Source organism: Microcoleus sp. BROC3 (assembly GCF_036702515.1).
GTDB lineage: Bacteria > Cyanobacteriota > Cyanobacteriia > Cyanobacteriales > Microcoleaceae > Microcoleus.
In genome coordinates this window covers 63,247-82,863 of the sequence record NZ_JAUBTQ010000035.1, presented here as the reverse complement: position 1 = coordinate 82,863, position 19,617 = coordinate 63,247, and the positions used below count along the sequence as shown (strand labels likewise).

Sequence of the window (19,617 nt, the reverse complement as noted above, 5' to 3'; positions counted from 1 at the left end):
TTTTTACCCCACCCCAACCCTCCCCGAACCCGCGGGGAGGGAGTAAGAAATTCACAAATGATTTAGGATTGCTATATATGAGTCTGATTCTCTGATCGCTCAAAACATAGAGGAACTAACATTTGACGAAGCAGAAAAAGTTTTGCCGCGCATGGCTTACATAGGAGAAACACTGTCTTTTGCAAAAATGGCTCAACTTTATCAAGCCGCCGATGCCTACGTATCTCTTTATTTAGCAGAAGGCTTCAATTTGCCAGCACTAGAAGCAATTGCTTGTGGCTTGCCGATCATCTGCACTAAAGGCGGCCCGACGGATGATTTTACAACTCCAGATTTTGCTTGGCACGTCGAAAGTACGTTTCAAGAAGGTACTTCTAACGGTCAGCCGATATTTCGCCTGATGCCAGATTTAGAACATTCGATCGCCTTAATGAAAAATATTATAGAACAGCCGGACTTGTGCGATCGCTCTCGCGAAGCAGGCCCCAAATCTGTAGCGGCTGGGTTTACCTGGAAACACGTTGCAGACCAACTCCTAGAGGTACTTTTGCCAACAATTCGATCGCCAAATTAAACAGGGTGCGATCGCATAGTTGGTAACTTCCGATAATTAGCGCTTGCAGGGCGCTGTTCGGAATTAATATAAGATACAATAAAAGCAACAAGTTGAAGCTTCAGACCTTATTTGACATTCAAGCTATGCAATCTACAACTCAGTCCGAAACAGAACTGGCGATGGACGCTCCCAAACACGGATTGCCCGTTACAATCATTACAGGATTTCTCGGCAGCGGCAAAACAACCCTGCTCAACCATATCCTGACCAACCAGCAGGGTTTGAAAACAGCAGTTTTGGTCAATGAATTTGGCGAAATCGGCATCGACAACGAACTGATTGTCACCACCGACGACAACATGGTTGAGCTGAACAACGGCTGCATCTGCTGCACAATTAATGAAGATTTAGTTAATGCAGTTTACAAAGTTCTGGAACGTCAAGAAAATCTCGATTATCTAGTAGTCGAAACAACCGGACTCGCCGACCCGCTGCCAGTAGCAATGACTTTTTTAGGCACAGAACTGCGCGACCTGACTCGTCTAGATTCGATAGTTACAGTAGTAGACGCAGCCAACTACAGCTTAGATTTGTTCAACTCTCAAGCAGCTTACAGTCAAATAGCTTACGGCGATATAATTATCCTCAACAAAACAGATTTGGTTGAAGAAGCAGATTTAGATTTGTTGGAAGTTAAGATTCGCGATGTCAAAGAAGGTGCTCGAATTCTGCGAACGGTAAAATCGCAAGTTCCCCTACCGCTAGTCCTCAGCGTCGGATTGTTTGAATCTGACAAATATTTCCAATCTGAAGAAACTCCTAGCAGTCACGAACATCACGACCACGAACATCACGACCACGACCACCACGAACATCACGAACATCACGACCACGAACATCACGACCATCACGGTCACGACCACGGCCATCACGACCATCACGACCATCACGGTCACGACCACTCACACCATTTAGAAAATGACGGATTTACCTCAATTTCTTTCCAGAGCGACAAGCCGTTTTCTCTGAGGAAATTTCAATATTTCTTAGACAACCAACTGCCAACAAACGTGTTTCGCGCGAAAGGAATTATGTGGTTTGAAGAAAGTCCCAAACGGCATATTTTCCACTTGAGCGGCAAGCGATTTTCAATGGATGACGACCAGTGGAAAGGTGAGCGGAAAAACCAGCTTGTTCTCATCGGTCAGGGTTTGGATACCGAGACTTTGCGATCGCAACTCGAAAACTGTCTTTGTATGCCTTCAACCAATCGCGGCAAAGGTTTTGGGAAAAACTAAAGGTTGAAAATTAAACAGAACAGACGTGCGCTGGCTAGAAACCCGGTTTTTTCGTCGAGACTTCGCGGTCAAAACCGAGATTTATCCGAGCAACCGGGTTTCTTTTCATAATTCCTATTAAAAAGGGAAGTTTACCTTTTGATTTTTAGTTTTAAATTTAAGCATTTCTAATTTCCAATGCGAGTCATCATCCAGCGAGTAAAATCATCTCAAGTCGAAATTGAAGGTCAAATTGTCGGCAAAATTGGCCGCGGACTTAACTTGCTTGTAGGTATTGCAGACACCGACACCGAAGCAGAACTCGATTGGATGGCTCGCAAATGCCTAGAATTGCGTTTGTTTCCAGACTCGGCCGGGGATACGGGCCGCTGGGACAAGTCCGTACAGGACATCGGCGGCGAGTTGCTGGTTGTCAGTCAGTTTACGCTCTATGGCGACTGTCGCAAAGGTCGGCGACCTTCCTTCGATCGAGCAGCGGCTCCTGAACGAGCCGAAATTCTTTATGAGAAATTTGTCGAAAAGTTGCGCCAGAGCGGCTTAAAAGTCGAAACAGGGCAGTTTGGAGCGATGATGCAAGTCTCGATCGATAATGACGGGCCGGTGACTTTGGTATTAGATAAAGAATCAGCGTGAATTGTTTGCAAACAAAGCTCTCTGTGCTTCTTCCTTCTGCCTTCTTCTTTCTTCGATCAGATCAAATTTTCAGATTAACCGGGTTTCCTAACTGCTGTGCCGTAGCTTCAGAATACATTGCAGTTCGCTACACTCTGCCAAGTCTCGATTCCAGAATCTCGATCGCCCAAAACCGCCTCAAATAGCCAGTTAGTAAATCGTCCACTCAGCGGCCTCGGAGCACCCCGATCTCAAAGAGCGATCGCCCCACCTTCCCAATAGCTCAGAATGCTTGTACAGTAAGGCTTTAATGGCAATAAAACCAATCTTCCACAGCCAGCGCTTAGAATCAGATTCAGCAGCCAAAAACTGTTGCATGAGAGAGTGGAACACTGGCATCACTGCGGTTATCTCTACTTCCGTAACATTCAATGTATAGAGAGTTGAATCAGCACAGCAAGCGAAACCGCCAGCAACTGCCACCTCACTCTCTGAGAAATGTCCTCGCACGCTGTGCGCTACTACCCGATAAACGCCATGACTCTCAAAACTGCCACCAACACCGTCAACTGCAACACCGCTTCTAGCTTCAACTGCATTCCGGCCACGGTTGGCGAACCAAACGCCGAAATCAATACTGTTTCCAGCATCGATATCCTCGCTTTGGCTGACTTCGCCCTCAAAGAATTGCAAGGGGAAATGAAAACTGCCAGCCGCAGCGCTCAAGCAGTGGCAATGCGGATTGCTAAGGAAGTCGAACGGATTTGCCAAAAAAGCGATCGCATCCAAATTTCCGGCGAAGTTGAAGCTTGGCAAATCACCTTGGCCGAGCACCGGTTGCAAAAAATCCTGCAATACTACCGCCTCGGTTCCAAACAAGGCCGCGTCGAACTGCACTCCCACCTCGCGGCGATGGTTTACCGCCATGTTGCTTCCTTCCGATCGAACTTGAACTTCCAAGCTCGCTACAACATGATTGAAGACTTTTTGCAAGGCTTTTACATCGAATCTCTGCGCGCTTTCCGCCGCGAACACCAACTCGATGCCACCTACCAGCCCCGCACCCAGCTAGAATTGGCTGAGTACATGGCTTTCACCGAACACTACGCCAAGCGCCAAATCGGTTTGCCCGGCCGCAACCGCCAGCGCCTGATCGTGTTGCGCGCTCAAGGATTTGCCAAGGGCCAGCCTCCGGAAACTGCGATCGACATTGAAATGGCTGTAGAATCCGGCAAGGGAGAAGAGGCGGAAATGTACAGCCGCTCTCCGGCGCTGCAACAAGTGCGCGAGCAAATGGTATCGGAAACTGTCGATCCGGCTGATGCAGTGCTGCGCGATCGAGTAGTCTCGGAATTGATCGCCTATCTGGAATCGCAAAATCAGCCAGAATGCGTGAATTACTTAACTTTAAAATTGCAAGACCTTTCGGCTTCGGAAATTGACCGCGTGCTCGGTTTGTCTTCCCGCCAGCGCGACTACTTGCAACAGCGGTTTAAGTACCACGTCGAAAAATTTGCCCGCACTCAAAATTGGCAACTCGTGCACGAATGGCTGGGTGCTGATGTCGATCAAAAGCTGGGAATGACTTCTGATAAATGGGAAGCATTTCGCGCTCAACTCTCGCCGGAAATGCAGCAACTGTTAGAAATGAAGCGGAATCAAGAAAGCGACAAGGCGATCGCCACCGCGCTCAAATGCACTCCCAAACAAGTCCAAAAACGCTGGGCGCAACTGTTGGAGCTGGCTAGCCAGACTCGCAACAGCAGCCAAGCTTAATTGGTACTCAAATATGAATGCAACTGTTTTCTTGAGACTGGAAAATGCGATCGGGTGCGGCACCTGCACAGGAATGCCCGCCCCGGCGTCCGCTCTCAAATTAACAAGGGCTGCTACTAATTTATCGCCGCTTTTTGGCAAATTCAATTTATTAAAACAACATTACTTTTTATAAAATTTTCCCTTCCCCGGTTATGCTGGGGAATTTGTTTTTATCAGTCATCAGTTATCAGTTATTAGTCATCAGTCATCAGTTATTAGTTATTAGTTATTAGTTATTAGTTATCAGTCATTAGTCATTGGAAATTGCTTGCTAAAGAGGCAGTACCTCGCTCGGTTGAGAAATGCTGTATCCGCTGTCGGCCCGCAATTAAAACTATATAATTTTGCAGCGGGCATAAAAAATTTTCCTCTGAGGTGTGGCTGATGTTTCCAGTGTGGTTGCAGGCAGGATTTTGGGGTTTAGTGGGGGGTTCGGCGCTGCTACTGGGAGCGGCGGTGGGTTACTTTGCGAGCATTCCTCAGCGCGCGATCGCGACAATTATGGCTTTTGGCGCTGGTGTGCTGATTTCAGCGCTATCCTTTGAACTGATGGATGAAGCTTACAAGCGCGGCGGTTTCGACTCGACGGCGATCGGCTTTTTGGGGGGCGCTGCTGTCTACACAGCCGCCAATTGGTTTTTGAATCAACAGGGAGCAAAACACCGCAAGCGATCGGGCGCTTTGCACCCAGCTAAAACAGAGTCAGGCGGTGGCGGATTAGCCATAGCCCTCGGCGCGCTGTTAGACGGGATACCGGAGTCGATCGTCGTTGGCGTCAGCATGATTTCTGGAGGCGCTGTCAGTTGGGTGACAGTAGCGGCAATTTTCCTTTCCAACATTCCCGAAGGACTTTCCAGCGCCGCCGGCATGAAAAAAGCAGGGAGATCGATCGGTTACGTTTTTGGAGTTTGGGGCGCGATCGCAGTTATTTCCGGTATCGCAGCATTGTTAGGATATGCGGTTTTCAGCCACTTTTCTGGGGAAGTAATAGCCGCCACTACCGCCGTAGCAGCAGGGGGTATTTTAGCAATGATCTCAGATACTATGATTCCCGAAGCATTCGAGGAAACTCACGATTTTGCAGGACTAATTACTGTCTGCGGTTTTTTAGCTGCTTTTGTACTCAGCAAGTTAGGGGAAAGATAATTGGGAATTAGCGATCGATCATCACTAATGTAGAATTGCGAATTGCTGAGAGTTATAGTGTTTTTGATAGAGACAAAGACGAATTTGATATGTTGCCAAGCTGTATCTGGCAACAAAAAAGATTATAATCAACATCAACGATCGCACCTCCACAAGGAACTATAAAATTTATGTGTCTCAATCCCGGAGAGATACTGGCCGGACGCTACAGAATCATCGCTCTATTAGGACAGGGAGGATTTGCTAGAACCTACAAGGCTCAAGATATACAAAACCCCGGAAATCCCCCGTGCGCCATCAAGGAAATTCCTTTTCCTGAATCCGAAAATCCCCAGGTATTGGAAAGAGCCACGAGGCGATTTCAAATGGAAGTTAACGCTTTGCAGACTCTCAGCAATAACTCGCGCATTCCCCAATTCTTCGATCATTTTGAGATAAATCGCAATTTTTACTTAGTTCTAGAATTCATTGAAGGAACTCGCCTAAGTCAAGAACTCGCTCAGGGTCAGCAGTGGACGGAAGCACAGGCAAGGACCTTTTTATGGGAAATATTAGAAATATTAAACTCTATTCATCAAGCAAATGTTATTCACCGCGACATTAAACCTGATAACTTAATGCGGCGCACAAAAGATCGTAAAATTGTTCTGATTGATTTTGGAGCGGTCACAGAAATCAGCACTTTTACGGCTAACTCTACAGGTGAAATATTATCGCAGGCGATAGGTACTCCCGGTTATATGCCTGCGGAACAATACAATCCCCGGTCTGTCCCGCAACCCTACAATGATATTTACGCAGTAGGAATCATCGCCATCCAAGCTCTCACGGGGCGGTCTCCCAGAAATCTACCGCAAGACCCCGATAATTGCGAATTTCTATGGGAACATTTAACATCCGATCGCCTTAGCGATCGTCTCAGAAATATTTTAAATACAATGGTGCGTTTCAACTTTCAGCAGCGCTACCAATCTGCTACTGAAGTGTTGGAAGCCTTGAAACTAGGGAAAGATCGCTCGAATTTTCGCTGGCTGCTGTTAGGATTTGCGGGACTGGGCGCTGCATTGGCGATCGTATTTTTAATCCCCAGAGTTTCCCCGCTAATCCCCAGAATTTCCGCGCAACCAACGGTGGCTATACCCTCCGCCGATGGTGTAAGTTCCGGCGAAAAACTCTTAGTGCAAACCTCCGCCCTGTGGTCAAAACAAAGGGGAATTAATGAGTTTGCCGACTCAAATTATCCCGAAGCTTTAAAATTGCTCAAACAGTCCTGGCGGGAAGACCGCAGAGATCCAGAAACTTTAATTTACATTAACAATGCTCTGCTAAAGGCAATAAATGCAGAATATTACACGATCGCAATTGTTGTCCCTATCCGTCGAAATCAGGACGGCAGCATCCTCAACGCAAATTTAGCCGAAGAACTGCTCCGTGGCATTGCTCAAGCTCAAACCGAAGTTAATTTAGGTCTTCTGGCTGCAAATGAGAACAATAAAGATTTTCCCGGTCAAGGCTTTATAGAACCAAAAGCTATTAGGAAAAAAGGTCTCAAAGTTATCATTGCTGATGATGGAAATATCAAATCCTACGCCGTTCAAAGGGCTAATTATCTGGTTGCTCAGCCCGATATTCTAGCAGTCATCGGACACTATACCAGCGACATGACTGTGGAAACCGTAGATATTTACAATCAAAATCAACTGGTCGCCCTTTCTCCGGGAAGCACAACAGAAGAACTGACGCGCAAACCTAGAAAATTTTTCTTTCGGACTGCTCCGACAACTAGCATAGAAGCTGAAGGTTTAGTAAATCAATTGCTGAGCGTAAACACAAAAAAAGTAGCAGTTTTTTACAATCCCGACAGTCCGTTCAGCTATTCTTTGTGGGAACAATTCACCAAGCAATTTGAAGCCAAAGGAGGCCAAACTTTTAGACTCAGAAATTATAATAACTTATCCAAAAATGATTTCAACGCAGAAGCAGCGCTCGAAGAAGTTGAGAAAGCCGGAATAAAAGCCATAGCCGTCTTTCCAGACGGTCAAGTAACTAATTCCGTAGAAAATGCGATCGAAATGATTAAAGCTAATGGCGATCGCAATTGGATTGTCGGGCCCTGGACTCTGTACGAGCTGAGAACGTTAGAAGTAGCAAAACAGCTAAAGTCTGTTGAAAAACTGGGCGTATCCGTGTTTTGGCATCCGTTAATAAGTTTTGACAAAAAATTTCCGCAAAACGCTGAAAAATTGTGGGGAGGCCCGGTCAATACTCGATCGGCTTTAACCTACGATGCCGCCCGGACGCTGATTAAAGCCCTAGAAATGCAGCCAGAACCCAGCCGCGAAGGAATGCAAAAAACCTTAGCCGATCCCAACTTTAAAGCCGAAGGAGCCACGGGTATAATTGAGTTTGACCCGAAGACTGGAAATCGGAAAAACCCTCCTAAACGACTGGCGCATATTGTGCCGTGTTCTAGAGAACAGTTTGGAGTTACATTTGTGCCGATCGAATTTCCCACAGCCGCCGCCGCCGGTTTAAAATGCGATTGAACTAATATCTTGTGCCATTCTCAACAAACCTGTAGAGGCAGGTTTTACCAACCATAATTGCCTAAAATCAATAATCTCATAAACCCGCCCCCGCGCCACGGTAAATCGCTATTGCGACTATCGCGCTCGGTGCAACATATCAATTTATTGGATATATTAAACAAGGCTAGTTTTTTTTATAGAAACCCTTATGACTGTCAATCTCGCTCACTGCCCCGATTCTAGTCTCAAACCTGAAGCCCAAAATATCTCAGCACTCAAAAAAGTCTTGCAGACAATTGATGCCGATAGCTGTCCCGGTTCCTACAACTTCCATATGCACACAATTAACTCTGACGGGCGATCGCAGTCAGAAAAAGTGATGGAACAAGCGATCGCGATCGGTCTCAAAGGCTTAGCTATTACAGACCACCACAGCACCAAAGGCTACGAGCAAGCTCAAATTTGGTTGGATAATTGGAAATTAAACCATCCCAAGAACAACATCGCAGCACCAACTCTATGGACGGGTGCTGAAATTAATGCCGAATTGCTCAACAACGACGTACACATTCTCGCTTACGCCTTCGATCCGCAACATCCCAGTCTCCAACCTTACTTGCGAGGTAAAGGTACTGAAGGCAGCGCTAATTATCCAGCAGCCAGGGTAATTGAAGCTATTCATGAAGCAGGAGGTTTAGCAGTTCTCGCACATCCTTGCAGGTATCGATCGACTGCAGATAAACTAATCCCAGAAGCAGCCCGTTTCGGCATTGACGGTGTAGAAATTTACTATGCTTACGGTAATCCCAATCCTTGGAAACCCAGTCCCATACAAACTGCTTTAGTCAAAGATTTAGCAGAAACTTATGGTTTGCTTGGAACTTGCGGAACTGACTCTCACGGTTTGAGTCTTCTAGTCCGGATCTAAATAGTTCGGAAATAACAAGTGCTTTATCCTGTCATTGCCAGCCTAAGCGTTAGCGGAGCGATCTCTTATGAAAGCAATCCCAATGACCCGAAAACAAGCTGTTCACCATGTCATATCATGTCCGCTAAAACTACCACTATAAAATTGGTTTGTAGTGAGGACTGAAGTCCTCATAAAAATCAGAGGACTTCAGTCCTCACTACTTGCCTGATAACGGCTATTTCACTGGACGTGATATCATGGCGATCGCCAGCATTAGCTTTCGCAATCCAAAGGAAAGCAATCACCAAAGCTGGTAATATTTTTGCAACTCCTAGAGACATTTCGCCCTAAAAACCAGTCGCCATTCTACCGTTCGGGGAACAACTGACAGGCCCTGTTAGTTGGCTGATTTGCCCAATCCAAGCGAGAATTCCCAAATCGATCCATCCAACCTTCCAAATAAGCCCGATTAGCCTTTCTTTCCTCATAATCAGATGTATTCATTGGATGAGGTGCTAGACCCAAAATAGTCGCCGTCGTCACGCAAAACATCGACTTTTGAAAACTCTGACAAATTTGCACCCGCACATCGTCTTCACCCCGACAGCTAGTGCGATAAACTTCGTGCAAATACTCCGGCAAATAATGCCGCATATCTTGCATCAATTGAGTTGGCGGAATCCCTGCACCTCCAATCGGTAAAGGGTCAGCAAACAAAGCCCCGTAGGCAAATTCTCTTTGTTCTTCCGGGATTTGATGAGCTTGAGCATTGTATGAAACTGTGCCAAAAAACGCAGTGCCCCGAAAGAAAACAGCCTCTACATAAGGCACGGCTACATCTGGTAAAAATGTCAAATTAGCCGTCGCTGGCAGTATATCGTAGACTTGAGGGCCAATCTTGACGCTGTAGGTAATCGGTAGGCTGGCCGCGGCGACTAAACCGGCTTTGACAAAATCAACTACATCAGAAATAGACTTAGTTTCCCCTCGATCGTAGGAATCAGATAAGTCCATAAACAAATCGCTCATTACCCGCCAAAACTGACCGAGACCTGTGTAGTAAGCCAGCATCCGCACTTGTTCCGGCAAAAAATCGGGAAAGGTTTTGTTTAGTGCCTGCATGAAAAAATTGCCTTTCAATTTAGCTGCGATCGCTTTTTCGACCAAACTGCTAAATTCCAAGGAATCCAAATAACTGTCCAAACCCCCGCCGCCGTGCCAAAGCATTGTTTTCATGCAATACTCAGCATACTCAAAATTAATGCGATCGTGCCACAAATAGCGCATTAATTTGGGCAGAGTCACATCTCCGTTGAAATATTTAAAAAACGGAAAAAGCACTAAAAACTGTTCTTCTGCAATATAATTGAGATTCCGAGAATAGGCATCTAAAACAATACCATAACTTTTCAGCACGCCGACAACTTCAACCACATTTTCCGTAGATTCAGGAAGCAAAGCTTTGCCTGATTCCAAGATGTCAATGTATGCGGATAGGGGATGAGAAGATGGTTTTAATACGGTACTTGTCATTTTAATTAAGCCTGAATAGAAGGAAGAACGAAGAAATAGGTTTGTAGTAAGGACTAAAGTCCTTTAATGATGGGCTAAAAGCTCTTAAGAGAGGACTTGCACTCCTGACTACGAACCTATGGACTAAAAGCTGTTAAGAGAGGACTTGCATTCCTCACTACGAACCTAGTTCATATTTTATTTCAAGTTTTGAGCAATCACTTTAACTTGGGGTGGCACATTAGCTACCATTCCGATCGCAGTTTTTTCGCTCAAAGCAACTAAAACTCCCGGCTGCACTCCCATGATTGCGATAATTATTGCTAAAATCAGCGAAGGGATGCGATCGCGCCAGCGGACTTGCGGCAAATTTACCACCAAATCCGAAAGGCGGCCGAAAAAGGCGCGGTTGACCATAATTAAAAAGTAAACTGAAGTCAAACCAGTGCCGATCATGCAGAGGAAAGTTTGCACGGGAAACACTGGCAAACTGCCCCGAAACATCAAAAATTCAGCAATAAATCCAGCCAAACCCGGAATGCCGGCACTTGCCATCACGCCGAGGATCATTAAACTGCCAATCATCGGCAAACCGCGATCGGGATTGAATAAACCTTTGAGCACATCGATGTTGCGGGTGCCCGATTTTTTGTAAACAACACCGACACTCAAAAATAGCAGCGCCGAAATTAAACCGTGGCTAACCATTTGCAAAACAGTTCCCAAGATACTAATCGGAGTAGCTGCGGCGCTAGCTAACAAAATGTAGCCCATGTGAGCGATCGAACTGTAAGCTACAATTTTTTTCATATCTTTTTGGGCGATCGCGCAACTCGCCCCGTAAAGCACGCTTACCACCGCCCAACTCGCCAAAATCGGCGCCGCCACCGCCCACGCATCCGGAAACAAACCCAAACCAAAGCGCAGCATCCCATAAGTTCCCAGTTTCAAAAGCACCCCCGCCAGGAGCACCGAAACCGGCGTCGAAGCTTCTACGTGAGCATCCGGCAGCCAAGTATGAAAAGGCACTAAAGGCATCTTAATCCCAAAAGCCAGCAACACCCCTGCCAGCAAAACAATTTGCCTTACCAAAGGCAATGGCAATCCTCCTGCCAAATGCGATGCGCCCGCTGAACCAACCATATCGAAACTAGAAGCACCGCTAAGCCAACCAGTCCCCAAGAAAGCAGCCAGCAGCACAATTCCCGAAAATGCAGTATATATTAAAAACTTAGTAGCAGCATAACCCCGGCGCTCGCCTCCCCAAATCGCAATTAACAGGTAAAGCGGAATCAATTCTACCTCAAAAAACAGGAAAAACAGCAGCAAATTTTGAGATAAAAAAGCCCCTGTTACCCCGCCGGTAATTAAGAGCATCAAAGAATAATAAAGTCGAGGTCTGCGGATCGACTCATCCGTAGCGTAAATAGCTACCCCTGTCAGCAGAGTATTTAAAATTACCAAAGGCAGAGACAAACCATCAACGCCGAGATTGTAATTCAATCCCAAAACATCTATCCAAGGAATAAATTCCGAAAACTGCAACTGACTGGTACTGGTATCAAACTGAACTGCCAAAATCACCGAGAGTATAAAAGTTATACCCGCAATGGCGATCGCGACATTCCGAACAATCTTAGAACTAATCGCACCGGGCCAGAGTCCAATCAGAGCCGCCGCCAAAATAGGTATCCAGATTAAAGCACTGAGCATCAATTAAAACTTTCCTTTGTTACACAGTATTTAGAGCTATATTTAACATTAACGCAAAGCAACTACATATAAAAGCGATCGGCTGATTTTCTTGTTAACATAGATTCAAATGTCTCTGGAATCCTCCTATGACCTCAAGTCTTACAGATCGATAAGATTTGCAAATTAAATCCGGTTCTCCTTCCACCCGCCTCACCGTTGCCGACTTGGAAAAACTGCAAGGTATACTCTCGGAAGCACATCTAGACTACCAACTCGAACTGGTAGACGGGAAGATTATCGTTACGGGCCCATCAGACATTGTATCGAGCGAAATTGGACTTGAGTTTGGCAGACTTTTGCTTAACTGGGTCGAACCCCGCAAACTCGGACGAGTTTTCGAGTCCAGCGGCGGGTTTATTCTCCCCAATTCAAATCTTACAGCACCGGACGTTTCGTTTGTGGTAGCCGATCGCCTCAAGCAAAGTAAAAGGTATTTTGCCGAACTCGTTCCCGACTTAGTTGTAGAAATCAAATCTCAGTCCGATCGCCTCCAACCCCTGCGAGAAAAAATTTTATCATTCATCGAACTCGGAGCCAAAGTAGGGATATTAATCGACCCTGACAAGGGCACAGTAACAATTTACACTCCGACAGCCGAGCCAGTGGTATTGAGAGACGGCGACATGATTTCAATTCCCGAACTTTTGCCCGGTTGGGAAGTTCGGGTTGCCGAATTGTGGCCGATCGAGTTTGAGTAAAATTAGATAAAAAAGCAGAAAAACCCAGAATAAAATCATCTGCGTTCATCTGCGTTCATCTCCCCTCATCTGCGGTTTAAAATTAAATAACATCAGACAAAAAGCAGACAAACCCCGAAAAGTTCATCTGCCAACCTCTGCGGTTTAAAACTGCCAAATAATCAACGCCAGCAACACAGCAACCCCCCCCGCAATAGTCAACACATAAAACTGCGACTGACCGGTGCCGCTGTACTTCAACCCTTCGCCGCTGAAAATTGTCGCCAAACCGAACAAATTAACCGCCCCGTCCACCAAATACCTGTCAGTCCAAGCGCTGATTTTAGAAATAGAAGCCACAGCCCAAACGACAGTCAAGCGGTAAACTCGATCGATATAAAAATCGTAAGCAAACAAATCCTGCAAAACCGGAACAGGTAGCCGTATCGGTCGAGGTAAAACCCCGTACCAATAAATCGCCACCCCAACCGCACAGCCAATCAACCCAGATAAAATCAACAGCGGCGTATCCAGCGTCTTCAAAAGCAAATTTAAAGCATCAAAATCTCCCGTTTCCGCCCAAGGCCCGCTCCAACTAATTAACAGTTGCCACTTCTGCAACATCCAAGGCACTAACAGCCCCATCACCGTCAAAATTACCATTGGCAAAGCCATCTGCCAACCAACTTCTGGAGCTCTGCGAGTTTTCGGCTGCGGTTTTCCGACAAACACTAAACCGAATATGCGAGTTAAATTTAGCGCCGTCAAACCGTTAACCAAAAGCAACACAATTACCAACCACAAAGGCACCGTCCAAAAACCGTTGAGCCAGCGGCGCATCGCCCAAAAATTGCCCAGAGGCAACAGCGCCACCATCCCCGCAGCGCCTACTAAATAAGCCGTAGTCGTGGCAGGCATCTTCGACCACAACCCACCCATTTCTGTTAAATCTTGAGTGTTAGTTGTGGTAATAATTGACCCTACGCTCATGAATAATAAGCCCTTGGCGATCGAGTGCGCGAACAGCAACAGCAAAGCAATGTCAACTTGATTTAGCCCCACGGCGATAAACACCAAACCCATAGAAGCGCTGGTAGAATGCGATAGTGCTCTTTTGAGGTCGATTTGGGCGATCGCCACCAAGGAAGCGCCAACCGCAGTCACCGCACCCAACACCACCAGCACCCCGTCGGCGATCGGCGACAGCGCTAAAACAGGCTGAAGTTTAATCAAAACATAAGCCCCAGCGCCTACAACTACCGTATTCCGCATAATCGAAGCCGGGTTGGGCCCTTCCATCGCCTCGTCGAGCCATAGATGGAAGGGAAATTGAGCACACTTGGCCGTAGGTGCGGAGATTAAAGCCAAACCTAAAAGAGTCGCGACTACAGGAGACAAAGTTGCAGTTTCAGCCCATGTTTCCAAATCGGAAAAATTCAAACTTCCTGCTAAAGTTGAAAGCGTCACTACTCCCATCAGCAGTGGCACGTCTCCTACACGCTTGGTTAAAAACGCATCTCTAGCGGCTGTTACTACCAGCGGTTGAGCGTACCAAAACCCGACTAGCAAGTAAGTTGAAAGCGTCAGCACTTCCAACAAAGCGTAAGTTAGAAGCAGCGAGTCGCTAATGGCAATGCCGCTAATTGCCGCTTCAAAAAAACCCATCAGCCCAAAAAATCGAGCTAGCGCCCAGTCTTTTTCCATGTAGCCTAGAGCGTAAATTTGTGCTAGCAAACTCAGAACACTAACTAACTCCATTGCTCCCACGCTGACGGTGGAGATTTCTATTGCAAAAGACAAATCTAAATCTGCTGCTTGCACCCAGTGGACGAGCAACTGTTGGGGCGGTTGATCCCAAGTCGCTGTAAAAATAACTGACCCGTGCAGGAAAGCCAACACCGTCATCAGCAAATTGAAGTAAGCTGCAGGTCTCGGGCCTGTTTTGCGAACGGTACCCGTAGACCACGGCAAAGTTAAAATTGCGCCTATTAAGCCATATAAAGGTACCCACCAACAGGCTTGGAGGAGAAATTGAGTCATTTAATCTATCCCTTAAACTTCAAATTACCGGCTGCCTTCATACAAAAACAGTCGCGGGCGATCGCCCGATACCCTAAAACTTTGACTAAACTCGATCGTATAGTTCTGGCAAAATAATTTGCACTCAAGATTCACTATACATTAAAGCATCAAAACTGAAAATTCTCTCCATATAAAATTAAAGAATTTTTAGGCTCGGCACTCAAAGAAAAAAACGCCCGCAGATCGGCCAAGACTGCCTTTTTTGCCAGTTTCCCCGCGATCCCCCTTTTGAAATCCCCAAGTTTTCCGACACTGAGAAGCGCCGACTTCACCTACCGAACTCTACTTTAAAGGTATTTTTACTTACTCGACTCCCCGATCGCCGCCGACATCTACTCATCTCAATATTAAGATTATTAAATAAATATTAAATTATTTGAAGTAACATAAAAAAATTTAATTTTTGTTATTAAACATTATGATGTTAGTTTATATTGTCAAGGTGGACAGCTTCCCCTATTCTTAAAGGATAGGAAGCTTTACACAGCATTACTAAAGAATGTGGGCCTCCCCGTCCAAATTTTTAGATTTCTCAAAGATTTGTAACGGTAATTCCGCTAATCCTCAAAGGAGATTCAAAAATGTCAATTGCCGTGGGAATGATTGAGACAAAAGGTTTTCCCGCTGTTGTGGAAGCTGCCGATGCGATGGTCAAAGCTGCCCGCGTTACCCTCGTGGGCTATGAAAAAATCGGCAGCGCCCGCGTCACAGTAATTGTGCGCGGCAACGTGTCGGAAGTCCAAGCCTCTGTGGCAGCCGGAGTGGAATCCGTCAAGCGGGTGAACGGCGGAGAAGTCGTCTCTACCCACATCATCGCTCGCCCCCACGAAAACCTAGAATACGTTCTGCCGATTCGATATACAGAAGCAGTAGAACAGTTCCGAGGCTACTAAGTTCTTAGCGCACAAAAATTTCGTAAAACGAAAATTTGTGCGAACTTCAAAAATTAACAGTTTAGTTCCCCAAATATTCAATCAGGAGTAAAACCAATGGCAATTGCAGTTGGCATGATCGAAACCTTAGGCTTCCCCGCAGTTGTAGAAGCCGCTGACGCGATGGTCAAAGCAGCCCGCGTCACCTTGGTAGGCTACGAAAAAATCGGTAGCGCTCGCGTTACGGTCATTGTAAGAGGAGATGTCTCGGAAGTGCAAGCTTCCGTCGCCGCCGGAGTAGAGTCAGTGAAGCGCGTTAACGGCGGACAAGTGATGTCCACCCACATTATCGCCCGCCCTCACGAAAACTTAGAGTACGTGTTGCCCATTCGCTACACAGAAGCTGTAGAACAGTTCCGTGAAGGCGTCAGCGGCATTCGCCCCCTCAACAGATCGTAAGATAGGCTCTTGGCTGTTAGGGGCGTTTGGTAATTAAAAATTAAAAATCGCGATGTTTTTGATTTAGCATTTTTAATTTTTAATTGAGGTGGGCATGGGATATTGGTTATTAGTCATGAGTCATGAGTCATGAGTCATTAGTTACTAGACGAAGCTCTAAAAAACCGACACCGGACATCGGACAGAGCTAATAAAAAAAAACAAGTGACATTGTAAACAATGACAATTACCAATTACCAATTACCTATTACCTAAAATGCAAATGGCCAAAGTTCTCGGCACAGTTGTCAGTACCCAAAAAGAGCCGACGCTGAGAGGATCGAAATTTCTCCTGCTGCAATTCATCGATGAGGAAGGTTCACCAGTTCCCGGCTATGAGGTAGCCGCTGACTGTGTGGGCGCTGGTATAGATGAATGGGTTTTAGTAACCCGAGGCAGCGCAGCCCGGATCGCGCCCGGAAGTGAAAACCGTCCGATCGATGCTCTAGTAGTAGGCATTATAGATACTGTCAATGTAGAAAACCGCCTCATTTACAGTAAAAAAGACGACCCGTACCGCTAGTTGCAACCGTTAGCAGTTAGCAGTTAGTGGAAAAATAACTAACAACTAACAACTAACAACTAACAACTAACAACTAACAACTAACAACTAACAAAAAGATTTTTCAGCTTAGGAGAACTTAATTTATGGCAGTCCGCAACGTTGCGGCTCCCCCGACGCCTTGGTCGAAAAACTTGGCTGAGCCGAAAATTCACGATACCGCCTTCGTACATTCCTTTTCTAACATTATTGGGGATGTGCATATCGGTTCTAATGTGATGATTGCCCCCGGGACATCTATCCGCGCCGATGAAGGCACTCCTTTTTATATTGGAGAAGGAAGCAACATTCAAGACGGAGTAGTGATTCACGGTCTAGAACAAGGCCGAGTCACAGGAGACGACGACAAATCCTATTCTGTGTGGGTGGGGAAAAATACTTCCCTCACCCACATGAGTTTAATTCACGGCCCTGCGTACGTGGGCGACGACTGCTTTATCGGCTTTCGCTCTACGGTGTTCAATGCCAGAGTGGGCAACGGCTGCATTGTCATGATGCACGTACTAATTAAAGATGTGGAGATTCCCCCCGGTAAGTACGTACCTTCGGGAGCCATCATCACTAATCAGAAGCAAGCCGATCGCTTGCCTGACGTTCTAGATTCTGACGTTCAATTTGCGACCCATGTCATCGGCATCAATGACGCTCTGAGAACGGGTTATCGCTGCGCTGAGAACATCGCCTGTCTAGCACCAATTCGCAACGAGCAAACTAAAAACCCAAATATGACTCAAACCAAATATTCTACCCATGCCGGCACCCAATTGAGTTCAACTCTTGCCGATAGCATCCGCAATTTACTAGCCCAAGGATACAGCGTGGGAGCCGAACACGCCGACGCACGCCGCTTCCGTACCGGTTCTTGGCGTACTTGCGGCCCGATTTCCTCAACCCGCGATTCAGAAGTGATCGCGGCTTTGTCAGCTTGCATGGCCGAGCACGAAGGAGAATACGTCCGCTTGATCGGAATTGACACCAAAGCCAAGCGCCGCGTACTAGAAGAAATCGTCCAAAGACCGGGAGACAACGGCTCTAACGGTTCTAACGGCGCGCAAACTCACAAGTCTAACGGTAAAGTTGCACAACAAGCTTCATACCACAATAGCGGTTCAGTGTCAAGCGGCAAATTGAGTGCCGAAACAGTGGCTCAGGTTCGCGGCTTGCTAGCTCAAGGCTACAAGGTGGGGACAGAACACGCCGACGCGCGCCGCTTCCGCACCAGTTCTTGGCAAAGCGGGGCTTCGCTGCAAGTGAGAAATGAATCTGAGGCGATCGCCGCTTTGGAAGATGTGATGAACCAGTACCCGGGCGAGTACGTGCGCTTGATCGGCATTGACCCGAAAGCGAAGCGGCGCGTGGTTGAAGAAATTATTCAGCGTCCCGACGGCCCAGTTGCTCAATCGGCTAAGCCGGCTGCAACATCGGGATACAAAGCAGCTTCGACTGGTTCGGCGAGCAGCGGAAGTTTGACCGGCAAGACGATCGACCAAATCCGCAACCTGCTTTCCCAAGGCTACAAAATTGGCACGGAACACGCCGACGCGCGCCGTTTCCGCACCGGTTCTTGGAGCAGTTGCGCGCCGATCTCTTCCAACCGCGAATCCGAAGTTATTTCGGCCCTCGAAAGCTGTCTCAAAGAACACAGCGGCGAGTACGTCCGCTTGCTGGGTATCGACTCGAAAGCCAAGCGCCGGGTGCTAGAAGAGATTATCCAACGACCTTAATTTGCTAGGTAATTAGCTGGTTTCTCCCGTTGAGTCCTCGCGCTGGGGCCCACGGGAGAAACCCAAGCGGATTGAAGTTGGATTTGAGATAGTTAAAAAGCTCGATTGAGAACTCTTGGTCAAAATCTAGAATCTTGTGAAACTTTCTAGAAAACAACGTTAAAGCATCAAGCTTCTCAACATAGTAAATTCTCGTTTCTTAGATTGACCTGGTTAAATTTACAGCAACCGCGCCCGACAGTGAGGATGTTCTTAATTGCACTTTTCCCATGCGGTCGATTGCTTCTGACTTCTCTCATAGATAACTAAAGCCTTCTTCTTTCTTGCTTTTGCCATAGCAGTCGAGAAAACCCATAATTTAAAGTCTTTGTATCTAAAATCATAGCTCCTTTCATGGTGAAGTTGAATGTATGTATCGCCACTGCAATTAAGTAGCAACTCTCAGATTTTGATGAGTGGCGATGTAGTTGTGAATGAGAGTGCGGCGATCGCCCCAGGAGCAATCCTGCAAGCAGATCCGGGCAGCCGGATTTCGATCGCCGCCGGTGCGTGTATCGGCATGGGAGTTATCCTTCACGCCCGTGAAGGTAATCTGGAAATCGGAGCGGGCGTTATTCTGGGTGCAGGGGTGCTGGTGGTAGGTGGGGGAACGATCGGGGCAAATGCCTGTATAGGCGCGGGGACGACGCTGATCGACCCTTGTATCGCTCAAAGGGAAATTTTGCCGGCCGGTTCTCTAATCGGAGATACCAGCCGCCAAGCAACCCCAGAAGCAACCCCAGAAGCAACCGCAGCACCGGAAACCCCCTCTGCCACTACGCCACCAGTCGATCGACCGATCGAGCCGCCAGAACCCCCCCAAACACATCCTCAAACGTCGCCGCAGACTCCCGAAGCAGTGCCCGAATCCGCCGCAGAGCAATCCCCCCAACCAGGGGAAACGCCAACTATTTTGTACGGCCAAGATCACATCAATCGGCTGCTGGGGACGCTGTTTCCACACCGACAAGCTTTTAGTCGATCGGAGGAAAACGGTCAAACTCTCTCGGGCGGTTCCGGGTAGTCGT

At 47.0% G+C, this 19,617-nt stretch carries 18 protein-coding genes; 13 read left to right on the top strand and 5 right to left on the bottom strand.

What is annotated here, in order from left to right:
• Positions 1-142 precede the first annotated feature (142 nt).
• From QUB30_RS21760 to dtd, 3 genes are all read left to right on the top strand, one after another.
• Positions 143-574, top strand: a complete 432-nt coding sequence (locus QUB30_RS21760) for a glycosyltransferase (protein ID WP_333337345.1) — start codon at positions 143-145, stop codon at positions 572-574.
• Positions 575-699: 125 nt separating this feature from the next.
• The gene (locus QUB30_RS21755; protein WP_333337343.1) at positions 700-1,854 is read left to right on the top strand and encodes a GTP-binding protein; all 1,155 of its coding nucleotides are present in this window, start codon (positions 700-702) and stop codon (positions 1,852-1,854) included.
• Positions 1,855-2,031: 177 nt separating this feature from the next.
• Positions 2,032-2,487, top strand: coding sequence for a D-aminoacyl-tRNA deacylase (dtd, locus tag QUB30_RS21750; RefSeq protein WP_333337341.1), 456 nt, complete (start codon positions 2,032-2,034; stop codon positions 2,485-2,487).
• Positions 2,488-2,676: 189 nt separating this feature from the next.
• On the opposite strand, the gene QUB30_RS21745 is transcribed toward dtd, so the two are convergent.
• A complete protein-coding gene (locus QUB30_RS21745) occupies positions 2,677-2,949 on the bottom strand; it encodes a hypothetical protein (protein WP_333337338.1) in 273 nt (90 codons plus the stop codon).
• A gap of 54 nt (positions 2,950-3,003) precedes the next feature.
• On the opposite strand from QUB30_RS21745, the gene QUB30_RS21740 reads away from it, so the two are divergent.
• From QUB30_RS21740 to QUB30_RS21725, 4 genes are all read left to right on the top strand, one after another.
• Positions 3,004-4,242 (top strand): HetZ-related protein, encoded by a 1,239-nt coding sequence (locus QUB30_RS21740; RefSeq protein ID WP_333337336.1) that lies wholly within the window; start codon positions 3,004-3,006, stop codon positions 4,240-4,242.
• 426 nt (positions 4,243-4,668) lie between these two features.
• Positions 4,669-5,430, top strand: a complete 762-nt coding sequence (locus tag QUB30_RS21735; RefSeq protein WP_333337335.1) for a ZIP family zinc transporter — start codon at positions 4,669-4,671, stop codon at positions 5,428-5,430.
• Positions 5,431-5,600: 170 nt separating this feature from the next.
• Positions 5,601-7,976 carry a bifunctional serine/threonine-protein kinase/ABC transporter substrate-binding protein gene (locus tag QUB30_RS21730; RefSeq protein WP_333337334.1) on the top strand — a complete coding sequence of 792 codons (2,376 nt, stop codon included), beginning with the start codon at positions 5,601-5,603 and terminating at the stop codon, positions 7,974-7,976.
• 190 nt (positions 7,977-8,166) lie between these two features.
• On the top strand, positions 8,167-8,886 hold the full coding sequence (locus QUB30_RS21725) for a PHP domain-containing protein (protein ID WP_333337332.1): 720 nt from the start codon (positions 8,167-8,169) through the stop codon (positions 8,884-8,886).
• Between the two features lie 179 nt (positions 8,887-9,065).
• Here QUB30_RS21725 and QUB30_RS21720 read toward each other — a convergent pair whose 3' ends face one another.
• The 3 genes from QUB30_RS21720 to QUB30_RS21710 form a co-directional block, all read right to left on the bottom strand.
• Positions 9,066-9,209 carry a hypothetical protein gene (locus QUB30_RS21720; RefSeq protein WP_333337331.1) on the bottom strand — a complete coding sequence of 48 codons (144 nt, stop codon included), beginning with the start codon at positions 9,207-9,209 and terminating at the stop codon, positions 9,066-9,068.
• Positions 9,210-9,234: 25 nt separating this feature from the next.
• Complete coding sequence (locus tag QUB30_RS21715; protein ID WP_333337329.1) at positions 9,235-10,401, bottom strand: CO2 hydration protein; 1,167 nt, start codon at positions 10,399-10,401, stop codon at positions 9,235-9,237.
• A gap of 177 nt (positions 10,402-10,578) precedes the next feature.
• Entirely contained in the window at positions 10,579-12,093 is a 1,515-nt protein-coding gene (locus QUB30_RS21710) for an NADH-quinone oxidoreductase subunit M (protein WP_333337327.1), read from the bottom strand.
• 164 nt (positions 12,094-12,257) lie between these two features.
• Here QUB30_RS21710 and QUB30_RS21705 point away from each other — a divergent pair, with 164 nt between their 5' ends.
• Entirely contained in the window at positions 12,258-12,833 is a 576-nt protein-coding gene (locus QUB30_RS21705; RefSeq protein WP_333337351.1) for a Uma2 family endonuclease, read from the top strand.
• Positions 12,834-12,977: 144 nt separating this feature from the next.
• On the opposite strand, the gene QUB30_RS21700 is transcribed toward QUB30_RS21705, so the two are convergent.
• Positions 12,978-14,852, bottom strand: a complete 1,875-nt coding sequence (locus QUB30_RS21700) for an NAD(P)H-quinone oxidoreductase subunit F (RefSeq protein WP_333337325.1) — start codon at positions 14,850-14,852, stop codon at positions 12,978-12,980.
• A 623-nt stretch (positions 14,853-15,475) separates the two neighbouring features.
• Here QUB30_RS21700 and QUB30_RS21695 point away from each other — a divergent pair.
• The 5 genes from QUB30_RS21695 (at position 15,476) to QUB30_RS21675 (ending at position 19,613) form a co-directional block, all read left to right on the top strand.
• A complete protein-coding gene (locus QUB30_RS21695; RefSeq protein ID WP_006635059.1) occupies positions 15,476-15,787 on the top strand; it encodes a carbon dioxide-concentrating mechanism protein CcmK in 312 nt (103 codons plus the stop codon).
• A 96-nt stretch (positions 15,788-15,883) separates the two neighbouring features.
• Positions 15,884-16,225 carry a carbon dioxide-concentrating mechanism protein CcmK gene (locus QUB30_RS21690; protein WP_006635058.1) on the top strand — a complete coding sequence of 114 codons (342 nt, stop codon included), beginning with the start codon at positions 15,884-15,886 and terminating at the stop codon, positions 16,223-16,225.
• A 256-nt stretch (positions 16,226-16,481) separates the two neighbouring features.
• Positions 16,482-16,787, top strand: coding sequence for a EutN/CcmL family microcompartment protein (locus QUB30_RS21685; RefSeq protein ID WP_172186882.1), 306 nt, complete (start codon positions 16,482-16,484; stop codon positions 16,785-16,787).
• A gap of 125 nt (positions 16,788-16,912) precedes the next feature.
• Positions 16,913-18,550: a ribulose bisphosphate carboxylase small subunit gene (locus QUB30_RS21680; RefSeq protein ID WP_333337323.1), complete on the top strand. Its 1,638-nt coding sequence runs from the start codon at positions 16,913-16,915 to the stop codon at positions 18,548-18,550.
• 406 nt (positions 18,551-18,956) lie between these two features.
• Positions 18,957-19,613 carry a carbon dioxide concentrating mechanism protein gene (locus QUB30_RS21675; protein ID WP_333337321.1) on the top strand — a complete coding sequence of 219 codons (657 nt, stop codon included), beginning with the start codon at positions 18,957-18,959 and terminating at the stop codon, positions 19,611-19,613.
• The last annotated feature ends 4 nt before the right edge of the window (positions 19,614-19,617 follow it).